The sequence below is a fragment of the Natrinema marinum genome (assembly GCF_024296685.1).
Taxonomy (GTDB): domain Archaea; phylum Halobacteriota; class Halobacteria; order Halobacteriales; family Natrialbaceae; genus Natrinema; species Natrinema marinum.
The window spans coordinates 3,225,749-3,245,355 of record NZ_CP100763.1; the positions used below are offsets into that span (position 1 = coordinate 3,225,749).

16 protein-coding genes and 1 tRNA gene are annotated in these 19,607 nt (G+C 64.6%); 11 read left to right on the forward strand and 6 right to left on the reverse strand.

Annotated elements, in window-relative coordinates:
* The first annotated feature begins 56 nt into the window (after nucleotides 1-56).
* From lysX to argF, 6 genes are read left to right on the forward strand one after another with little or no spacing between them, the layout of a single operon-like run.
* On the forward strand, nucleotides 57-932 hold the full coding sequence (gene lysX / locus NKH51_RS16030; RefSeq protein WP_254762674.1) for a lysine biosynthesis protein LysX: 876 nt from the start codon (nucleotides 57-59) through the stop codon (nucleotides 930-932).
* A complete protein-coding gene (gene argC / locus NKH51_RS16035) occupies nucleotides 932-2,008 on the forward strand; it encodes an N-acetyl-gamma-glutamyl-phosphate reductase (RefSeq protein WP_254762675.1) in 1,077 nt (358 codons plus the stop codon). The genes lysX and argC overlap by 1 nt, the downstream gene beginning before the upstream one ends.
* The gene (locus tag NKH51_RS16040; protein ID WP_254762676.1) at nucleotides 2,008-2,880 is read left to right on the forward strand and encodes an acetylglutamate/acetylaminoadipate kinase; all 873 of its coding nucleotides are present in this window, start codon (nucleotides 2,008-2,010) and stop codon (nucleotides 2,878-2,880) included. The genes argC and NKH51_RS16040 overlap by 1 nt, the downstream gene beginning before the upstream one ends.
* On the forward strand, nucleotides 2,877-4,019 hold the full coding sequence (locus tag NKH51_RS16045; RefSeq protein ID WP_254762677.1) for an aspartate aminotransferase family protein: 1,143 nt from the start codon (nucleotides 2,877-2,879) through the stop codon (nucleotides 4,017-4,019). The genes NKH51_RS16040 and NKH51_RS16045 overlap by 4 nt, the downstream gene beginning before the upstream one ends.
* Nucleotides 4,016-5,086 (forward strand): [LysW]-lysine hydrolase, encoded by a 1,071-nt coding sequence (locus tag NKH51_RS16050; RefSeq protein ID WP_254762678.1) that lies wholly within the window; start codon nucleotides 4,016-4,018, stop codon nucleotides 5,084-5,086. The genes NKH51_RS16045 and NKH51_RS16050 overlap by 4 nt, the downstream gene beginning before the upstream one ends.
* Nucleotides 5,087-5,109: 23 nt before the next feature.
* Nucleotides 5,110-6,033, forward strand: coding sequence for an ornithine carbamoyltransferase (gene argF, locus NKH51_RS16055; protein WP_254762679.1), 924 nt, complete (start codon nucleotides 5,110-5,112; stop codon nucleotides 6,031-6,033).
* A gap of 415 nt (nucleotides 6,034-6,448) precedes the next feature.
* On the opposite strand, the gene NKH51_RS16060 is transcribed toward argF, so the two are convergent.
* A complete protein-coding gene (locus NKH51_RS16060) occupies nucleotides 6,449-6,916 on the reverse strand; it encodes a histidine kinase (RefSeq protein ID WP_254762680.1) in 468 nt (155 codons plus the stop codon).
* A 109-nt stretch (nucleotides 6,917-7,025) separates the two neighbouring features.
* Between NKH51_RS16060 and NKH51_RS16065 the strand changes: the two genes are divergently transcribed.
* The 4 genes from NKH51_RS16065 (at nucleotide 7,026) to NKH51_RS16080 (ending at nucleotide 10,486) form a co-directional block, all read left to right on the forward strand.
* A complete protein-coding gene (locus NKH51_RS16065; RefSeq protein ID WP_254762681.1) occupies nucleotides 7,026-7,274 on the forward strand; it encodes a DUF8001 family protein in 249 nt (82 codons plus the stop codon).
* A gap of 80 nt (nucleotides 7,275-7,354) precedes the next feature.
* Nucleotides 7,355-7,732, forward strand: coding sequence for a helix-turn-helix domain-containing protein (locus NKH51_RS16070; RefSeq protein ID WP_254762682.1), 378 nt, complete (start codon nucleotides 7,355-7,357; stop codon nucleotides 7,730-7,732).
* 52 nt (nucleotides 7,733-7,784) lie between these two features.
* The gene (gene thrC, locus NKH51_RS16075; protein WP_254762683.1) at nucleotides 7,785-9,044 is read left to right on the forward strand and encodes a threonine synthase; all 1,260 of its coding nucleotides are present in this window, start codon (nucleotides 7,785-7,787) and stop codon (nucleotides 9,042-9,044) included.
* A gap of 542 nt (nucleotides 9,045-9,586) precedes the next feature.
* Complete coding sequence (locus tag NKH51_RS16080) at nucleotides 9,587-10,486, forward strand: transcription initiation factor IIB (RefSeq protein WP_254762684.1); 900 nt, start codon at nucleotides 9,587-9,589, stop codon at nucleotides 10,484-10,486.
* Nucleotide 10,487: 1 nt separating this feature from the next.
* On the opposite strand, the gene NKH51_RS16085 is transcribed toward NKH51_RS16080, so the two are convergent.
* The 3 genes from NKH51_RS16085 to NKH51_RS16095 form a co-directional block, all read right to left on the reverse strand.
* On the reverse strand, nucleotides 10,488-14,006 hold the full coding sequence (locus tag NKH51_RS16085) for an LAGLIDADG family homing endonuclease (protein WP_254762685.1): 3,519 nt from the start codon (nucleotides 14,004-14,006) through the stop codon (nucleotides 10,488-10,490).
* Between the two features lie 353 nt (nucleotides 14,007-14,359).
* Entirely contained in the window at nucleotides 14,360-15,007 is a 648-nt protein-coding gene (locus NKH51_RS16090) for a DUF502 domain-containing protein (RefSeq protein ID WP_254762686.1), read from the reverse strand.
* A gap of 999 nt (nucleotides 15,008-16,006) precedes the next feature.
* Nucleotides 16,007-16,079 (reverse strand) — tRNA-Pro (locus NKH51_RS16095).
* A 158-nt stretch (nucleotides 16,080-16,237) separates the two neighbouring features.
* Here NKH51_RS16095 and NKH51_RS16100 point away from each other — a divergent pair.
* On the forward strand, nucleotides 16,238-16,486 hold the full coding sequence (locus tag NKH51_RS16100; protein ID WP_254762687.1) for a pro-sigmaK processing inhibitor BofA family protein: 249 nt from the start codon (nucleotides 16,238-16,240) through the stop codon (nucleotides 16,484-16,486).
* Nucleotides 16,487-16,502: 16 nt separating this feature from the next.
* Here NKH51_RS16100 and NKH51_RS16105 read toward each other — a convergent pair whose 3' ends face one another.
* Nucleotides 16,503-17,192 (reverse strand): DUF7504 family protein, encoded by a 690-nt coding sequence (locus NKH51_RS16105; RefSeq protein ID WP_254762688.1) that lies wholly within the window; start codon nucleotides 17,190-17,192, stop codon nucleotides 16,503-16,505.
* A gap of 147 nt (nucleotides 17,193-17,339) precedes the next feature.
* Nucleotides 17,340-19,460 carry a DEAD/DEAH box helicase gene (locus NKH51_RS16110; RefSeq protein WP_254762689.1) on the reverse strand — a complete coding sequence of 707 codons (2,121 nt, stop codon included), beginning with the start codon at nucleotides 19,458-19,460 and terminating at the stop codon, nucleotides 17,340-17,342.
* Between the last annotated feature and the right edge of the window lie 147 nt (nucleotides 19,461-19,607).

Consider the following 19,607-nt stretch of genomic DNA (forward strand, 5'->3'; position numbering starts at 1 on the left):
CACACGACTCGAGGGACTCGTAGCGAGTCCCTCACGACCAGCCAGAGGTGGCTCGCGTGAACGTAGGCATACTCTATTCACGGATACGCAAAGACGAGAAGCTCCTCCTGAACGAGCTTCGCGAGCGCGATCACGAGGTGACGAAGATCGATGTCCGCAAGCAGACGTTCGACATTTCGGACGCTCCGGACGAGTTCGCGGACATCGATATCGTCGTCGACCGCTGTCTCGCCACGAGCCGGAGCCTGTACGCCACCCAGTTCCTCGAGGCGTACGGCATCCCCGTGGTCAACAGCCACGAAACCGCGGACATCTGCGCGGATAAAGTGAAAAACAGCCTCGCGCTCGAGAAGGCGGGCGTGCCCACGCCCGCGACGAAGGTCGCCTTCACCAAGGAGGCCGCGATGGAGGCCATCGAGGACTTTGGCTATCCCTGTGTCTTGAAGCCCGTCGTGGGTTCGTGGGGCCGCTTGATGGCCAAGATCGACTCCCGCGACGCCGCGGAGGCGATCCTAGAGCACAAGGCGACGCTCGGCCACTACGAGCACAAGGTGTTCTACGTCCAGGAGTTCGTCGAGAAACCGGGTCGCGACATCCGCGTGCTCGCGACCGACGGCGAGCCGATCGCCGGGATGGTGCGCTCCTCGGACCACTGGATCACCAACGCCGCCAAGGGCGCGGAGACCGATGTCTTCGAGCCGGACGAGGAGGCGAAAGCGCTGGTCCAGAAGGCCAGCGACGCCGTCGGCGGCGGCCTGCTCGGTATCGACCTCATGGAGACCGAGGACGGGTATACGGTCCACGAGGTCAACCACACCGTCGAGTTCAAGGCCCTCGACGGCGCCGTCGAGACCGATGTCGCCGGGACCGTCGTCGACTGGCTCGAGGAGAAAGCCGAGGCGGCCGATCCGGAACTCGAGGTGACCGCCTGATGGCGGTCGGCACCGAGACCGGCGCGGACGAGAACGCCGAGACGGTCACTGCAAGCGTCATCGGCGGCAGCGGCTTCACGGGCGGCGAACTCCTTCGCCTGCTCGCGGGCCACCCCAACTTCGAGATCACCGAGGTCACCAGCCGCTCGAAGGCCGGCAAGAGCGTCGGCTCCGTCCACCCGCCGCTGCGCGGGTCGGACCTGCGTTTTACGGAGCCCGACGATTTAGCGAGCGTCGACGTGCTGTTCGCGGCGACGCCCCACGGCGTTTCCATGGGCCAGATCGACGAGTTCTTCGAGATCGCGGATACGGTCGTCGACCTCTCGGCGGACTTCCGCCTCGAGAGCGAAGCCCAGTACGACGAGTGGTACGACGGCCACGAGGCCCCCGAATACCTGGAGAAGGCCGAGTACGCGCTCCCCGAAATTAATCGGGAGAACCTCGCGGGCGCCGAACTGATCGCCGGCGGCGGCTGTAACGCCACCGCCACCATTCTGGGGCTGTACCCGCTGTTCGAACACGACATCTTGGAGGGCGGCGAACAGATCGTCGTCGACGTGAAAGTGGGATCGTCGGAGGGCGGGGCCGGCGGCGGCGAGGCCTCGAGCCATCCCGAGCGCTCGGGCGTCGTCCGCCCCTACGCGCCGACGGGCCACCGCCACGAGGCCGAGATCGAGCAGTTCCTCGACACCTCGGTCGCCTTCACCTGCCACGCCGTGGACATGATCCGCGGCGCGAGCGCGACGAACCACGTCTTCCCCTCGAGCCCGGTCTCGAAGGGGGACCTCTGGCAGGCCTATCGGGGCTGCTACGAGGACGAGCCGTTCGTCCGCATGGCCGCCGGCGGCTCCGGCGTCTACCGCTACCCCGAGCCGAAGGCGGTCGCCGGCACCAACCTCGCCGAGGTTGGCTTCGAACTCGACCCCTCGAACAAGCGCGTCGTCGTCTTCTCGGCGATCGACAACATGATGAAAGGCTCCGCGGGACAGGCGGTCCACGCCGCCAACGTCGCGCTGGGGCTCGAGGAGACGGCCGGACTCGAGTTTACGGGGCTGCACCCCGTGGGGGCACCCTGATGACGACTGTCGTCAAGATCGGCGGCGCTCGCGCCGTCGATCCCGAAGGCGCACTCGCCGACGTGGCGAGCCTCGTCGCGGACGGCGAGGACGTCGTCCTCACCCACGGCGGTTCGACCGCCGTCGACGAGACCTTAGAGGAACTCGGCGAGGAGCCGACCTACGTCGAGACGCCCGGCGGCGTCGTCGGCCGCTTTACCGACGAGCGCACGATGGACGTCTTCAAGATGGTGATGCCGGGCAAGCTCAACACGGACCTCGTGGAGAGCCTGCACAACGAGGGCGTCGACGCGGTCGGCCTCTCGGGCACGGACGGCAAGTTGCTCGAGGGCAAGCGCAAGTCCGCCGTCCGCGTCAAGGAGGACGGCAAGAAGAAGATCAAGCGCGGCGACCACTCGGGCAAGATCGAGTCCGTGAACACGGACCTGCTCGAGACGACTCTCGCAGGCGGCTACACGCCCGTCGTCTCCGTCCCCATGCTGGGCAAAGAGAAAGGCGGGGGCTACACCGCGGTCAACGCCGACGCCGACCGCGCCGCGGCCGCGATCGCCGGGGCGCTCGAGGCGGATCTCGTGGTGCTGACGGATGTCTCGGGGATCTACGAGGATCCCGACGACGAGTCGACGAAGATCGAGTCGGCGTCGACCCCTGGGGAGTTCGACGCGGTCAAAGACGCCGCGGAAGGCTTCATGACGAAGAAGGTCATGGCCGCCGAAGAGGCCCTCGAAGGCGGCGCGTCCTCGGTGACCGTCGCGACGGCTAATGCCGACGACCCGATCACGGCCGCGTTAGCGGGCGAGGGAACGACCCTCGAGCCGGGCGTGCTCGCCGACGACGAAACGGACGAGACCGCACAGGAGGCCGCGGAATGAGCGACCTCGATTTCGTCTCCGGCAGCAAGCCGATCGGCCTCGAGCGCGGCGAAGGGGCGTACCTCTACACCGCCGACGGCACGGAGTATATAGACGCCGGCGCGAGCTACGCCTGCACGCCGCTTGGCCACTCGCATCCGGCGGTCGTCGAGGCCGTTCAGGAGCAGGTCGGAAACCTGACGTTCGTCGACTCCTCGTACCCCGTCCAGTCGCGCGAGGGTGCCTACGCCGCGCTCGTCGCGGCCGCGCCAGACGGCCTCGAGTCCGCGTGGTTCTGTAACTCCGGGACCGAGGCCAACGAGGCCGCGCTGAAGTTCGCCCGATCGGCGACCGGCGAGTCGAAGATCGTCGCCGCGACCCGCTCGTTCCACGGGCGGACGATGGGCTCGCTCGCGGCGACCTGGAAGGACAAGTACAAGAAGCCCTACGAGCCGTTGGCCGGCGACGTGGAATTCGTCCCCTACGGCGACGGCGAGGAGCTCGCGGCCGCCGTGGACGACGAGACCGCGGCCGTCATCCTGGAGCCGATCCAGGGCGAAGGCGGGATCAACGTCCCGCCGGCGGGCTACCTCGAGACCGCCCGCGAACTCACCGACGAGGCCGGCGCGGCGCTCGTCTTCGACGAGGTCCAGACCGGCATGGGCCGCACCGGCGAGATGTGGGCCTGCCAGAACGCCGGCGTCACGCCCGACGTGCTGACGACCGCGAAGGGACTGGGCAACGGCCTGCCGGTCGGCGCGGTCGCGGTCCGCGATTGGATCGCCGACGGCGCTGCCTCGCACAACGCCACGTTCAGCGGCGGGCCCGTCGTCGCCGCGGCGGTCCACGCGACCGTCTCGACGCTGGTCGAGGAGGAGTGGCCCGCTCACGCCGCCGAGATCGGCGACTACCTCGTCACGGAACTCGAGGCGGCGCTGGACGATTCGGTCCGCGAGGTCCGCGGCGACGGGTTGCTCGTCGGCGTCGAGTTGAAACGCGGCGCGAACCGCGCCGCCCGCGACCTGGCGATGAATCAGCAGGTGCTGGCGCTGCCCGCGGGCCGGACCGTGTTGCGTCTGTTGCCGCCGCTGGTGATCGGCGAGGAAGAAGCGGACCAGCTCGTGGACGCGCTGACCGAAGTCATCGCATCCGAATCATGAGCGCGAACGCCGACCCCTCGAGCGACGTATCGGCCGCCGAGGCCCGCGAGTTACTCGTCGATCTCGTCTCGATCCCCTCGCCGACTCGCGAGGAACGCGAGGCGGCCGAGCGCCTCGTGGACTTCTTCGAGGCTCACGACCGGGAGGTCTGGATCGATGCGGTCGGGAACGTCCGCGCGCCGGCGGACGACGCCGTGCTGTTGACCTCGCACATCGACACCGTCCCGGGCGACATCCCCGTCGAGGTCGAGGAGACCGGCGACGACGAGATCCTTTGGGGCCGCGGCAGCGTCGACGCGACGGGGCCGCTCGCGGCGATGGCGGCCGCCGCCGTCCGTACCGGCGTCTCCTTCGTCGGCGTCGTCGGCGAGGAGGTCGACTCGAAAGGGGCGCGCTATCTGGTCGACGACCGCGAGGAGCCGCCGGACGCCGTCGTCAACGGCGAACCCTCCGGAGCCGACGGGATCACGCTGGGCTATCGGGGACTGATCGCCGGCACGTACGTCGCGACCAGCGAGTCCGGCCACACCTCTCGGCCGGACCCGAACGCGATCCAACACGCCGTCCGCTGGTGGTCGGCCGTCGAAGAGCACTTCGAGGGTGACGAGTACGAGCCGGTCTTCGAACAGGTGACGACCAAGCCGGTCGACATCCAAGGCGGCGTCAGCGACGACGGCCTCTCCGTCGAGGCGACGATGGACGTCCAGTTGCGCGTCCCACCGGCGCTCGATGTCGGTACCGTCCGCGAGGCCGCGGAGGCCGAACTCGAGGTCGGGACCGTGACCTGGAAGGACAAGGTCCCGCCGGTGATGTCGAGTCCGCGAACGGAGGTCGCACGGGCGTTTCGCGTCGCCATCCGCGAGGAAGGCGACGATCCCCGCCTGGTGCGAAAGACCGGGACGAGTGACATGAACATCTACGCCGGGGCCTGGGACTGTCCGATGGTCACTTATGGGCCCGGCAACTCGGACCTCGATCACGCGCCCGACGAGCGACTGGCGCTGTCGGAGTTCGACCAGTCAGTGGCGATCTTAGAGCGCGTCGCGCGGACGCTCAGTGAACAATAGGATTTTCAGACGAGTTTGATACCATGACAACGACCGATACGCAGCCGAGACATTTCCTTGACGTCGACGACCTCTCCGAGGAGGAACTGCTCGCAGTTCTCGACAGGGCCGACGAGTACAAACGCGCCGTCGAAGCCGGCACGGACCACGCCGACCTGTCCGGACAGACCCTGGGGATGCTCTTCCAGAAGGCGAGCACCCGGACCCGGGTCTCCTTCGAGACGGGGATGACGCAACTGGGCGGTCACGCGATCTTCCTCGGGGAAGACGACATCCAGCTCGGGCGGGGCGAACCGCTGAAAGACACGTCGCGTGCGCTCTCGAGATACGTCGACGCCGTGATGGCCCGCGTGTTCAAACACGAGAACGTCGAGGTGCTCGCGGAGTACTCCTCGGTCCCGATCGTCAACGGGCTCACCGACGACGCCCACCCCTGCCAGACGCTCGCGGACCTGCTGACGATCCGCGAACACGAGGACGGCTTCGAGGACGTCTCGGCGGCCTGGATCGGCGACGGCAACAACGTCGCCCAGTCGTTCGCCCTCGGCTGTGCGCTGACCGATATCGACCTGACGATCGCGACGCCGGAGGGGTACGAGGTCGACGCGGACGTCCTCGAGCGTGCCCGCGACCTCGGCGGCGATCCGACGACCACGACCGATCCCGTCGAGGCGGTCACTGACGCCGATATCATTTATACGGACGTCTGGATCAGCATGGGCCAAGAGGACGAACGAGACGTCCGAATGGACGACTTCGAGGGCTTCCAGGTCTGCGCGGATCTGCTCGAGCACGCCCCCGAGGCGTCGGTCATGCACTGTCTCCCGGCTCATCGCGGCGAGGAGATCACCGACGCCGTCATCGAGGGCGAGCGCTCGATCGTCTTCGATCAGGCGGAGAATCGGCTGCACGCCCAGAAGGCGCTGTTGAGTTGGCTGCTCGAGTAGCCGGCCGCGAACGAAGTGAGCGGCCGAGTTTTTTGGTCCAGATTTTTGCGTGAGTGGTCAGCTTTGCTGACCCGAACGGAAAAAAGGTGGCCACGGAGGCGCTGTTGAGTTGGCTGCTCGAGTAGTCGTCGGTGGCGCCTCGAGCGCCGCTAACCGCTTCTCTCGACGAAGAAATGGCTTATTTCCTCGCTCAAAACCGAATTAGCACCTCTATACGAGAGTCATAATTCCTGAACTATCTGTCGCAGTTATAGTGGGCCTCGTCGCCGAAGCGAACGAACCATGTCGTTCAGACTGGTGCTCGCGGCGCTGCTCATGCTGGCGGGGCCTACGGCCCTGATGGCACTGTACGTGCTGTGAGTGGGATCGGGTATCGGCGACTAACCGGAGGAGGGGGGCGACTCCTCGGAGCTACTTACTCGAGTAGCGCGTACGCCGCGCCGAGGACGAGTCCGTACGCGGCGTGGCCGACGAGACTCTCGACTGCGATGTTCGGGACGGCGGGTGCCATCGCGAAGCCGACCGCCGAGAGCCAGATCGGCATGACGACGACCGCGAGGAGCGCCCAGACGACGACGCCGTAGCCGAGTCCGAGCGCGCTGCCGGCCGCGACCCCCGGATCGGAGCGCCCCGTCGCGACGAGCAACGCGGCGAAGACGACCCCGAGGACGGCTCCGTGGGCGACGTGCAGGACCATCCCCGCGAGGCCGCCTTCGAGACCGTATAACGCCGGGATCGCGCCCTCGAGGACGCCGGGCGTCTGCGCCGCCATCATCGCACCGAAGACGATCGCGCCGGCGATCCCGCCGACGGTGCCCGCTTGCCAGGGCTCGAGTCTCGTTCCGGTTCGCTCGGCCGTTCGAGTGCTGGTCTCTGATGCCATGTGTTATCGAACGACAGGGATGCGTGTAGCGGTATCTCGGTCTGGCAGCCGTCGTGCACAGCCGCCGCCGACGCGAAGTTTCATTGGGTCTGCGGCCCAAGGCGAGTCGATGGCGACCCCGCTTCGCATCTCGGCAGGTGAACTCGAGACGGACGCGATCATGGCCGCGATCGAGGACGGACGCCGGGTCGTGATCACGACGACGGCGGCCCAAAACGAGTACGAGGTGACCCTGCGATACGACGGCTCGGTGTACTACTGCGACACGCCGACGCGGCTGCACCGCCACGAGAGCGAACGGGAGATGCGATCCTGTATCCGCAAGATGGGGTACGGTGCGGACGGCGAGGACGCGTAACGTCGTGGCCGCCGTGGCGGTCGCTCGGCTACCACGCCGGCTGCGGCGATCTTTTCACGCTCTCGGCCGTACGGACGGCTATGGCCGACGCTCCGCAGCACCGACTCGGGGAACTGATGGAGCAATCGAACCCGCCGTTCGAGGAGGTGATGAGCTGCGTGTTCGGGATCGAGACTCACGAGACGCGGGCGTACCTCGTCCTGTGCGAGCAACCCGGGAGCACGATCGAGGAACTGGCCGCCACGCTCGAGCGCGACCGGAGCACGGTCAATCGCTCGCTATCGACGCTGCGCGATCGGGGGCTCGTCCGCCGTGACCGACGCCTGTTAGACGGCGGCGGCGACATCTATCAGTACACTGCGCTCGCGCTCCCGGACGCCAAGGAGTTGCTCCACGAGGCGCTCGACGCGTGGACGGCGACCGTCCACGACGTGATCGACGACTTCGACGCACAGTGAGCGAAGCGTCGAATCCACTCACTTTTTCCCCTTCGCCTTCGTCTCGCCGACAATGAGTCTCAGTCTCTCGGCCGACCAGCCGGAAACGCCTGCCGACGCCGACGAGGGCGTCTGGCTCGAGTGCATCGAGTGCGGTGACACCTTCGCTCCCTTCGACGACGTCCGGTACACCTGCGACGAGTGCGACGGCTTACTCGAGGTCCGCTATGCCGATCTCCCGACCTTTGACGACTTCGAGGGACAGGGTGTCTGGCGCTACGCCGACGCGCTCCCCTTCGATTCGGGCGTCTCCATCCAGGAGGGCGCGACGCCGCTGTACGAGGTGCCCCGACTCGAGGACGAGGTCGGCGTCGAGGCGCTGCGAATCAAACACGAGGGGATGAACCCGACCGGCTCGTTCAAAGACCGCGGGATGACCGTCGGCGTCAAGGTCGCGACGGAACTCGGCGTCGACCGGCTGGCCTGTGCTTCCACCGGAAACACCAGCGCCGCGCTGGCCGCCTACGGCTCCCGCGGGGGGAAGGAGACGCTCGTGCTCCTCCCCGCAGGGAAAGTCGCCGCGGGCAAGATCGCGCAGGCGAGCCTCCACGGTGCGCGCATCTTGGAGGTCGACGGGAATTTCGACGCCTGTCTCGACATCGTCCAGGAACTCGCCGGCCAGGGCGAGGCCTACCTGCTGAACTCGCTGAACCCGTTCCGACTCGAGGGCCAGAAGACGATCGGCCTCGAGATCCTCGAAAGCTTCCTCGCGGACTACGACGCCGTTCCGGAACGGATCGTCCTCCCGGTCGGCAACGCGGGCAACACGTCGGCGCTCTACAAGGCGTTCCGCGAACTCGTCCAGGCCGGCGCGCTCGCGGAAGACGACGTGCCGAAGCTGACCGGCGTCCAGGCCGCGGGGGCCGCGCCGATGGTCGAGGCGATCGAGAACGGCGCCGACGAGGTCCGCCGCTGGGACGACGTAGAAACGCGCGCGACCGCCATCCGGATCGGCAACCCGGTCAACGCGCCGAAAGCGCTTCCCGGTATCCGCGAGACCGGCGGTACTGCGGTTGCGGTCTCCGACGAGGAGATCACCGAGGCCCAGCGGGCCATCGCGGGCGAAGGGATCGGCGTCGAACCCGCCTCCGCCGCTTCCGTCGCCGGCCTGCGAAAGCTCCGCGACGAGGGCGTCGTCGCCGCCGACGAACGCGTTGCGTGCCTCACGACGGGGCACCTGCTCAAAGACCCCGACGCCGCGGCCGCCGCTGGCGGCGATCCCGAACCCGTTCCCGCCGACACGCAGGGCGTCCTCGACCACCTTCGCGACTAACGTCGTTCGGGCGCACGACCGACGTCAGACGCGTCTGACAGCCGACTGACTGAGCTTTTTCCGCGCGTTCGTGGTAGTCGGTGCCGCGCCATGTCCGCCGACCAACGAGACCCCACGTCCCTCCCCTCGATCGACGGCCGGTGTCGGAACGCGGGTACCGATCCGTCCCTCGAACCGAGCCCTTGGGCTGACCGTCCACCTCAACATTCGTCTACCGACGCCGATCGACTCGAGCCGCCACTCGCCTATCGGATCGAACGCACGCGACTCCGTACTCGTATCGCTGCACTCGAGCGAGCCGTCGAAACGAGCGAACGACGCCGACAGGAAGTCATCGACCAGTACGAGCGAGTACTGAGGAACCGCGACGAGACGAACGACGTGACAGTCCCCTCCGAGCCGGCAGGACCGCTGGCCCTCCTGTCGCGGTTGATCGGTCAGTAGCGAATTTAATCTTCCGTCGCTTTTTCTGGTTCGTTAAGTATCTACAATTCTTTAAATACCAATCTGAAAAACTTGTATTCAACGAGGTCACCGATCTCATGTCAGATGCCGACTCGTCTGTCGCTTGCCCCGAATGTACCGGCAGAATCCGATGGAACGGTACCGAAGCGGTCTGTGAACAGTGCGGTCTCGTCGCCGCCGAAGACGCGATCGATCGCGGCCCGGAGTGGCGCTCGTTCGACGATGACGACACCGATCGACGGCGGACCGGTGCACCGTTGACCCGCTCGAGACACGATCGTGGACTCTCGACGAAGATCGGCTACGGGACCGGCTCCGGCTCCGCCCGCCGCACCCGACTGACCGGCCGGAAGCGCCGCCAGATCGCCCGACTCCGTCGGGAACACAACCGCGCCCGTATCGCGACCAAGGCGGACCAGAATCAGGTGTACGGCTTCACGGAGATCAAACGGCTCGCGGCTCGACTTTCGCTGCCCGACGATATCAGGGACCAGGCCTGCGTCCTCTTTGGCTCCGCCCAGTCCGCGGGGCTCTTTCAGGGCCGCTCCCTCGAGGGCTTTGCCGCCGCTGCGGTCTACGCGACCTGCCGGACCTGCTCGAACGCTCGCACGATCGACGAGGTGGTCGCCGTCGCACGCGCCGACGCCGACGAACTCTCGGCCGCCTACGACGCCATGAACCGGGAGCTCGGTCTTCCAACGGGGCCGATCGATCCCGCCGAGTACCTCCCGCGGTTCGCCTCCGCGCTCGACCTCGAGACGGCCGTCGAAAACCGAGCGCGCGCTCATCTCGAGGCGTTGCTCGAGGCGAAACTGATCGGCGGCCGCAATCCCAGCGGCGTCGCCGCGGCCTGTCTCTACAGGGCTGCCGGCGAACGCGAGGAGTGGCCGACGGTGACCCAGGCTGACGCGGCCGCCGTCGCCGACGTCACGCCGACGACGATCCGGTCGACGGTCACCGAGATCGACGAACTGTAACTCACGTCGTGCGGAGCGTGTCCGTGCTCGGTTCGTAGACCTCGCCTTTCTGTTTGAGCTTGTCGATCTCGTGTTCGGCCTTGGACTGATCCATGCCGATCTCGTCAGCTCGCTCCATGACGATGTCGACCGGCGCGCCGTCGTCGTACTCCTCTTCGATGTCGCTGATGAGCTGTTTGAGGTTCTTGATCCGGTCGCGCTGGGACTTCGAAGTGCCGGCCTCGACGATATCCGCGTCGAACTCCCCGGTCTCGGGGTCGACGCCGATATCCTGTAGACACGAGCGGACGATTTCGACCGACTGCTCGGCGTCGCTCTCATCGACCGTATCGGAGAGCCGAACACGGGCGCTCGCCTCCGCGAGTCGCACCAGCGCCTCGAGCTTTCGGGCCGTGACGGGAACGGCAGCATCCTCGTCGGTGCCCCTCGAGCGCAGGTCGACGTAGAAGTCCCGAATCGTTTCTTGAGCCGCTTCGGTCATCCGCGGGTGACAGTTCTGTTTGGCGTAGGCGACGTACTTGCGCAGGAGTTCGGCATCGACCTCCGGATCGACCTGCGCGGTCATCTCGTCGATCTCGCCTTGACTGACATCGAGTGAGCTCATCTCCTCGCGCTGGGTCGTCAACTCGCCGGCGTAGTTCGTCGTGATGATGTGCTCGGCGAGGTTACGATCCTTTTCCTCGTCAGGTTGGTCCGTGACGGTGAAAATCAGGTCGAACCGCGAGATGAGCGCCGGCTCGAGGTCGATCTGCTCGCCGATGGGCTCGTACTGGTCGAAACGGCCGTACTTGGGGTTGGCTGCGCCGAGCAGCGAACAGCGGGACTTGAGGGTGGCGTTGATCCCCGCCTTCGAGACCGAAATCTTCTGTTGCTCTAGGGCCTCGTGCATCGCACTCCGGTCTTCGGGTCGCATCTTGTCCAACTCGTCGACCGCCGCGATCCCCTGATCGGCGAGCACGAGCGCACCGGCCTCGAGGCTCCACTGCTGACCGTCGCCGAAGTCGTCGCGGACCGCCGCGGCCGTCAGACCAGCCGAGGAGGAGCCTTTCCCGGAGGTGTAGACTGACCGTGGGGCGATGTTCTCGATGTAACCGAGCATCTGAGAGTTGTGTGAGATGACGCCGTTCGAGATGTAGTTGTGTGTCCCTTCTATCTCGAGGTCATATACCCAGTCGTAATCGGGTGTGACTGTGTCAATCGATTCGATCCGTTCCCAAGCGACCGCTCCTTCGACGAACTGTTCGAGGGCAGCGATACTCGTCGGTAAGGACCCACCATCAGCTAACGCTGCCCCCTTGTCTTGGCTCCCCTGTCCCGATAGACCGTCTTTGAAGGCAACGACGATTTTTCGGAGACTCTCTCGGCTCGGGTTTTTCGATCCCCGTTCGTAATTCTGGTACGTCGATCGCGGTAATCCACACTCAGCCTGTGTCAGTGAAAGCGATTCTCGAATCTGGCGAAGTTCCGTCCCGATGTTTGGAACGACGTCAAGGTTCGTATTCCCGTTCGTATCGACGTACTGTTCCGTAGCCCGTTGTTTTCGGTCGGTTATAAACCCAATCTCAGAGACGTACGTCTCAAATTCGTCTCCACTAATCCTGAGTCGGAAACTCCCATTATGCCGCTCATGTAGCTGTGAGCGGATCCCCACTGAGAGAAGCAGAGTTCGGACGTTTTCGAGAAGTTCACGACTCATCGAAGCGATAGTGATCTCCCGCTGGGACTTCGAAACATGACCCTCCCCTTCGATGAATGCCTTGAGGAATTCCGATTTCGTCGATTCAGTCGCCCCAAATATGGCTTCTGGGACACGCTGGGAATCAGACGACTGGAGAATACACGGCTCGAGTGTCTGGAGGAAGCTTACGAACTCTCCTGCGGAACAGCGTAGCTCACGCGCGTTTTTCCCCTCGTGAGGGTCTCGTTCCGTTATAGTGAGACCGAGTTTCCCGAGCGCGTTTGCTGCGTCGTCTACTACTTCTCGGTCGTTATTCGTAATCGAAACGAATCCCATATTGTTGTCGCGTTGCTTGACGTATCCTTCTGCGATGATGTAGCCGATCAGTCGAGCTAATGATGGGGTCCATTCGTTCGGTAACTCTAGCTGAACTGCATTCCGCGATCGAGATCGGCGGAAATCGATATCGAGCGTATCGTCTCCCTCTGTAGAGAGAATGCGGGGTGCAGCAATAAATTGTCCTTCGGTGAGATCATCCGCAACGATCGGTTTGAACTGACTGTCATGCTGTACGAACAGCGGATGCGACGGCGTTACCTCGAGCTCCCGTCCACTCGAGGTTCGCACGCGATACATCCGGGCAGGTGCTTCGCGCTTCCAGACTTTCGTCGCTCGCTGTGGGACGATCGAGCCGTCGGCCTGCAAGGACGGAACCTCGAGATCTATCTCGTCCCACCAACCGTCATCGATCGGTTTCGGATCCTCGAGATTCGATTCGACGAGATCGCGAATCGGAACGTCTCGGCCGTCCGCGAGTGTTACCTTTGTGTCTCCGCGAACGCACTTACCAGTACCCGGATCCCCGATGAGGAGCATGTGCAGGTCGCCGCGGATCCGAGAGCCGTCGGGCAATTGCTTCGTCACGCCCGAGAACAACTGGAGGATCATCGCGAGTTTCTCCTGGTCGTAGCCGTAGATAGAGGGTGCGATGGAGCCGATCATCTTCTCGTAGATATCCTCGCTCGAGGAGAGGCGGACGATCTCCTCTTTGTCCTCGTCCGTGATGTCCATGTCCTCGAACTGCTCTTCGTCGATGTCGACGGACATGCCCTCCATGTAGAAATCGAAGACAGGCGACTTCTCCTGCTGGTCGCCCTGTTGCTCGAGCCGGAGGACGCCGGTCGCGGAGACGTGGTCGCCGGGGGTGACCTCGCCGGTAATATCGTCTTCGACATTGACATCGAGCGACTGGGGGGTCTCACCGCCGCGCAGTCCCTCGGGGCTCTCCTGGATGCGGAGTTTCTGCGAGTCGACGAACTCGGACTGATCGAAGTTGACGCGGAATGGTCCCTGCCGTTCACAGCCCTGGCACTCGTGGGGCTCCTGGAAGTCGCCGCTAGACTGGGGGACGCGGGTGAGGGTGCCACAGAGCTGGCACTCGAAGGCGGCTTCCTCGATCTTCGGCCGCACGTCCGTGGCCTTGCGAACGATGCCGTGGACCTGCACGAGGGAGTTCATATCGCGGGCGCGGATCTCTCGAATCTCGGGGGACTCGGTCTCGGGGAGATTTCGAACGCGGACGTGGGCCTGGCCGAGGCTCACGTCGATCGGCAGGTCGTAGAGTCGGAGCGCTTCTTCGGCGTAGCGCTGGAGCTGTTCGGGCTGGGCGATGAAGTCGTCGGCGAGGTCGGGGTCGAACCGGTAGAGGTCCTGCCAGTCGACGTGCAGCGAGCGCTGCTCGTTGGGGTATCGCTGCGCAAGCTGTTTGATCTCGTTGTCGTAGTAGTTGCGGAAGAACTGCTCGAAAGCGTCGACAAGTTCGGAATTTCCCGCTTGCGCCATTGCACCCTTCTAAAGCCGCCATCGGGTATAAATGGTCGTATACCGCGGTGAAACTGATCGGTGTCGGGAGCGAGCGTCCGCTGGCAAAGCCGGGTCGTCGACTCGAGCCGCCGTGTCGTCTGGTCGGGGCGTATCGACTGGCCAGAAAGCACCCCGCGAAACTGAGCGAGTCCGTCTCGGGCCACGTCGACCGCGATGATCACGAGGTGCCGTCCGGTCACGGTCCGACACGCCGTGTCCTGTATTCCCATCGGCCGGCCGCGTGGCCACGTCCAATATTCCGGCTCCACGATAATGTACTCGCGGCCAATTATTTTTGGATACTGGGCGATCCGACGGTCACCGAAGCCCGGCTAGGAGTCGTCTTCGGCACCCTCGAGCCCGTCGGCGGCGACGCCGAGCGTCGCGATCGATCGAAACGCTTCCTCGACGGTGAGATCGACCTCGTGGACTCGCTCGGTCGGGAGGTGCGTGACGTACCCGTTCGTCGCCGGGTTCGGCGCGAGGGGGATCATGACCGTCACCATCTCCGCTTCGCCAACACCCGATTCGATGGCAGCGGGCGTGTCTGCGGTGAGAAAGCCGAGCATGTACGTCCCCTCGTTGGGGAACTCGACGAGTTTCACGTCCTGGAACTGCTCGGTGTCGTCGTCGACTAACACCTTGCTCGCCTGCCGGATGCTCTCGTAGACGGTGCTCACGCCCGGAACGGACTCCATCGTCGCGTGGACGCGACTCGAGACGTACGCGCCGGGGGTGTACTCCGCGACGATCCCGATCAGGACGAAGAGACCGAGCAACGAGCCAAGGGTTACGATCTCGATGATCGGCGCCGGTGGGTCATTGGGCCAGATGAACCGTACGCCGGCGGTCACCGGTGTGAGGGCGTTGAGAATGAAGTTGACGACGACGAGAACGACGAGCAGGGTCGCGACCAGCGGAATCGTGATGACGACCCCGTTCACGAGCCATCGTTTGAGTCGTCCGGCGAGACCTACCATACGGCGTGAACAATCGTGGCGTCACTGAAACCGTTTGGCTTGCGGTGGTCTTTTCGGCGATCCCTGCGGCGCTCTCGACTCGCCCACGCTCCTGTCTCGTGACGACCGCGAACGGTGAAACGCGAATTCCACCTCCCACGTCTCCCGCCGGCACTGGCTGTCCGGGATCGATAACCGACCGAAAGACAATCCGAACTGCCCGAGAAAATACCTCTGTATGGGTCTCGGGCGGATATATTTGGCCGAATGTCTTCTAATCGCTGGAAAATAGTCGATACTGCCCGTACGAAAACCTTTATTATTGGACACTGCTTATCGACTGATGAGGTGGTGACAACGAATACCAAGCAAAATCACTCACTCGAACGGAAACCCCTGTGGCCATCGTGATCAGTACCCTGTGTACGACACACACCGGATTACGTCACGCCCCGAACCACTCTATCGCGATCCTCGGCTTCCCGCTGTCACTTTCGATACCAATACACGAATCAGTTCACTCATCTCGCTCCTCGTCGTGCACCGCATCGATTTCTCGAGCGTGCTCTGTGATCGGTCCGAGCGATTGACCCGCCGCGTCGATTTCTCGAGCGATTCGATCGCTATGCGAGCGTTCCCCGCTCTGAGGTCCGTGATGTACTCGAGGGCTTCGCCAGTCTCAGGCCTCTTTTCGTTCGGGTACGGTGGCGCAGAAGAATCGGATACCGAATCGGGGATCAATGATGACCCAGTGCTACTCTCACCCGACTCGGCAGGCCCCTCTACGGTGTGTGAGAGATTAGCATTGTCGTCAGGTGTTTCGACAGTTCCGTCGTCGGCGAGCGCACGGTGAACGCCCGCACCCGTGGGCCGGATGTGCGATGAGCGTCCGGTTCTCGACATCGGACGGCTGGCTCGCCGAAACGAATCCACTCGATCGCCTCCAGAATGCCGCCGCTAACCGGTGTGAGAACGGGTGAAGTAAAGTGGCGAAAATGTTCGCCTCACGTCTATATCGTATGGGATCGCCCGGATTTGAACCGGGGTCACGGGCACCCAAGGCCCGAAGTATACCAAGCTAACCCACGATCCCGTACCTTCGCTACCGCCCCGACCTCATAAAGCGTTTCGTTCTTCCGGCGGTGTCGCTGGGCGGTCGATTCACCGCGCTCGAGCGACTGTTGCGCTCTCGAGTCGCAGCGACGGAAGCCGGGCCGAACGGTTTTGGCTGCTGGCGTACTAGCGTGGGGTATGTCCGGCCTCGAGATACTGCTGCTGGTCCTCGTCCTCGTCGTCGTGTTGGGCGCGGCACAGCTCGTGCAGACGGCCAGACCCTTTATCATCAACGCGGTGGCCGGGCTCGTGGTGCTCTACGTTGCACAGGTCGTCTTCGGTGTCGGCGTCGCGGTGACGCCGCTCGTCCTCGCAATCGTCGCGATCGGCGGCGTTCCGGGCTCGGTGCTTGTGATCGTCCTGTCGATCGTCGGGGTCGCGTTCTGAGCGCTCTTGGAGCCGCTTACTTCCCGAGAATCTGTGCGATGTCCTCGTCGGTCGCTTCGGTGCTGGCGTCGGGCTCGAGATCGTAGCTCGGTTCGTTGTCCCACTCTGCCAGCAGGGTCGCGACCTCCTCGTCGGTCGCTTCCGGCAGCGACTCGTCGGTGTCGTCGTCGGCGACGACCGCGTCGAAGATCGTGCCGAACGTCGAGACGACGCGGTCCTCGTGGCGCGTCGGATCGAAGTGGAAGTGGGCGTAAGCGTCGACGCTCGAGAGGCGGTTGGTGAGGACGTGCGTGAATTGGAAGACCTCCTTGGGCGAGGTGTGCCGGAGTAGGGCGTCGAGCGAGTCGAAACAGACCGTTATGTCTTCGTCGGTCTCGGACCAGTGTTTGCAAAAGCGACTGACTGCGACGCCGACCGCCGAGAGGTCGGTCGGATCGGTCACCGAGTCGGTGACGACCGGCTGGTCGAACTCCGGGATCGACTCGTCGGCGGTCAGTACGTTCCCGATCGTGAGCTGTCCGTGTTTGCCGTCGATTGCGTCCGCGTCCGGACAGTCGGGCTCCTCGTCCGCGAACGTGACCGTGAGCCGCGCCGTGCCGTCCTCGCCGTGGCACAGTCGTTCACAGGCGTCCGGCTCCGTCCGTTTCGGGTGGACGAGCAGGACGTTCGCTGGTGGGTCGATCGCGGCTGGCGTAATCGGGTCCATGGTGACAGTGCGGTGCGGTTCCCCGCGTCGGCTACCGATTGATTCCTCTCGTTCTTTACCGTTCCGGCCGCAGACAGATCAGCAAAAACGGTTACGGCCGCTTTACGACAGCTCTACCGGTAGTCACCGTTAGGTATTATTTCGAAGTTACAGCTCTTCGTCGCGGAGCTCGAGGTCGGCGACGAGTTCGTAGGGGTGGGCGTCCTTTCGGATGCCGTCGACGAGCGTGAACGCCTCGCCGGGTGCCAGGAAGTGCTCGGTGACGACGCGACCGAGCGGCGTGGGCTCGAAGCCGTCGATGAAGTCGTACTCGAGCAGCTTGCCGACGGCGTGTTTCGTCGGGACCTCGCCGAGCATCCGGTCGTTGAGCGCCTTCGCGGCTTTCCCGCCGACAGTGACGTTGGCGAGCGTTTCCTCGACGGCCGCGTCCTCGTCGTAGTGGGTCATCACCGACTCCATCTCTCCTTTGAGGAGTGTGAAAGCGACCTCGTCTTCGGTCATCTCCATCGAGTTGTGGTAGGTGCAGTCGGGTTCGACGAGGACGTACACCTTCCCCTCGTCGTGGTAGTCGGGTCGGCCCGCGCGGCCGAGCATCTGGTGGAACTCCTGGACCGAGAGCCACTCGATGCCCATCGCCAGCGAGTCGAAGACGACCTGCGAGGCGGGGAAGTCGACTCCCGCGGCCAGCGCGGCGGTCGTCACGACCGCCGATAGCTCTTGGTCGCCGAACTTGCGCTCGACTTCCTTCCGGCGTCCGTAGTCCAAGCCGGCGTGGTACGGCGCGGCGGAGTAATCGAGCTTCCGGCTGATCTCGTGACAGCGCCGCCGGGAGTTGGTAAAGATGATCGTCTGGCCGCGATACCCCTTCGAGGACTCGGTGTCGAACTCGCGTTTGACGAGTTTGTTCTCGACCCGGACCTTCTCTTGGCCGTCCGCGAAGGTGACGTGGCGCTCGATCGGTACCGGCCGCTCCTCGAACTCGATCAGCGTCGACTCGAGCGCCGCCGCCAACTGCTCGGGGTTGCCGACGGTCGCCGAGAGGGAGATCCACTGCGCGCCGCCGTAGTCGTCGCGGCGTTTCGCCCGCTGCTCGCAGGTGTATTTCAGCCGCGAGATGAGGCCGTCGAGCCGGTGGCCCCGTTCGTCCTCCTTCAAGGTGTGGACCTCGTCGATGACGACCGTTCCGATGTCGCCCATGTCCTTGCCCGTCCGCAGGGCGTGGTCGATCCCCTCGTAGGTGCCGACGATGACGTCGGCGTTGGGATCGAACTGGTTACCGTTGTCGGCGATTCGGCTCGCGCCGACGCGGATGGAGACGTCGACGAGGTGGCCATACTCCTCTTCGAAGTCCTCGTGTTTCTGGTTCGCGAGCGCGACGAGGGGGACGAGAAAGAGCATCTTCCCCTTGCCGTTTAGCACGCGGTTGATGCCGGCCATCTCGCCGATGAGCGTCTTCCCGGTCGCCGTCGCCGAGACGACCAGCTGGTCCTCGCCGTCTGCTCGCGGGCTTCGCCCGCTCGCGTGGTCCGCGGAACTCCGGTCCGCGCTATCGAAGAGCCCGTTCTCGACCGCGAGGCTCTGGACCGGCAACAGGGTCTCGAACCGGTCCTCGAGCAGCCCCTGGAGCCCCGGATGGAGGTTCAACGAGTCCGTCCGGACGGGATCGACCTCGTCGGTCGTCGCCGAAATGGTATCGAACTTCGTCAGATCGGGATCGAGTCGGCCCTTGAGCAGGTTGACGATCCGTTCGAGGTCTTGGACCTCCATCATGAGGTCCTCGAGTCGATCCTTCGCAGCGCCGGTCACCTCGCCGCCGCCGGCAAAGGAGAGTTGGCGCTCGAGTTCCTGGCGCGCGCAGTCGCGGCAGATCCAGTCCTCGTCGTCTTTGACCGCGGTCTCGGTCGTCACCGGCGAATAGCGGCCCGCGGAAGCGCAGTACCGGCAGGTCCGCACGGCCTTGGCTTTGTCCTCGAGCTGATAGCCCGACAGCATCTCCGTCAGCTCTCGGCGAGCTTCCGGCGAGGTCTGCTCGGAGATGCGGATGCGCTCGGCTCGGCGGGCGAGTTCGACGAACTCGTCGGGCTGGCGGGGTTCCTCGCTCGAGCCGTCTTTGAGGCGAAACTTCGCGGGGCGGGGACCGGCCGACGTTTCGGAGAGGCCGAGTTTCGCCCGGAAGAGCCGCTGTCCGTCACGTTCGACGACGACGAGGTAGTCGTCGCCCGTCTGGTGACAAAAGATCGTTTCGACCTGCGGGACCTGCTTCGACACGCACGTTCGTACGGCGGGACGGTATTTCAGCGATTCGGACTGCACTGCGCGTCGCGCTCGACTGCCCGCTCGCCGGACCGCCGAGCCGGCTTGCAGTTCGACCGGGAAGCGCGTAGTCACCGTATGTGATCTATAGCCGTACGTACC

Excerpts from the sequence above, each read along its gene's own strand:
- NKH51_RS16045 (WP_254762677.1), top strand. The coding sequence starts at position 2,877 with ATGAGCGACCTCGATTTCGTCTCCGGCAGCAAGCCGATCGGCCTCGAG.
- NKH51_RS16070 (WP_254762682.1), top strand. The coding sequence starts at position 7,355 with ATGGCCGACGCTCCGCAGCACCGACTCGGGGAACTGATGGAGCAATCG.
- NKH51_RS16085 (WP_254762685.1), bottom strand. The coding sequence starts at position 14,006 with ATGGCGCAAGCGGGAAATTCCGAACTTGTCGACGCTTTCGAGCAGTTC.
- NKH51_RS16040 (WP_254762676.1), top strand. The coding sequence starts at position 2,008 with ATGACGACTGTCGTCAAGATCGGCGGCGCTCGCGCCGTCGATCCCGAA.
- NKH51_RS16090 (WP_254762686.1), bottom strand. The coding sequence starts at position 15,007 with ATGGTAGGTCTCGCCGGACGACTCAAACGATGGCTCGTGAACGGGGTC.
- NKH51_RS16050 (WP_254762678.1), top strand. The coding sequence starts at position 4,016 with ATGAGCGCGAACGCCGACCCCTCGAGCGACGTATCGGCCGCCGAGGCC.
- NKH51_RS16105 (WP_254762688.1), bottom strand. The coding sequence starts at position 17,192 with ATGGACCCGATTACGCCAGCCGCGATCGACCCACCAGCGAACGTCCTG.
- thrC (WP_254762683.1), top strand. The coding sequence starts at position 7,785 with ATGAGTCTCAGTCTCTCGGCCGACCAGCCGGAAACGCCTGCCGACGCC.
- NKH51_RS16080 (WP_254762684.1), top strand. The coding sequence starts at position 9,587 with ATGTCAGATGCCGACTCGTCTGTCGCTTGCCCCGAATGTACCGGCAGA.
- argF (WP_254762679.1), top strand. The coding sequence starts at position 5,110 with ATGACAACGACCGATACGCAGCCGAGACATTTCCTTGACGTCGACGAC.
- NKH51_RS16065 (WP_254762681.1), top strand. The coding sequence starts at position 7,026 with ATGGCGACCCCGCTTCGCATCTCGGCAGGTGAACTCGAGACGGACGCG.
- argC (WP_254762675.1), top strand. The coding sequence starts at position 932 with ATGGCGGTCGGCACCGAGACCGGCGCGGACGAGAACGCCGAGACGGTC.
- NKH51_RS16100 (WP_254762687.1), top strand. The coding sequence starts at position 16,238 with ATGTCCGGCCTCGAGATACTGCTGCTGGTCCTCGTCCTCGTCGTCGTG.
- NKH51_RS16060 (WP_254762680.1), bottom strand. The coding sequence starts at position 6,916 with ATGGCATCAGAGACCAGCACTCGAACGGCCGAGCGAACCGGAACGAGA.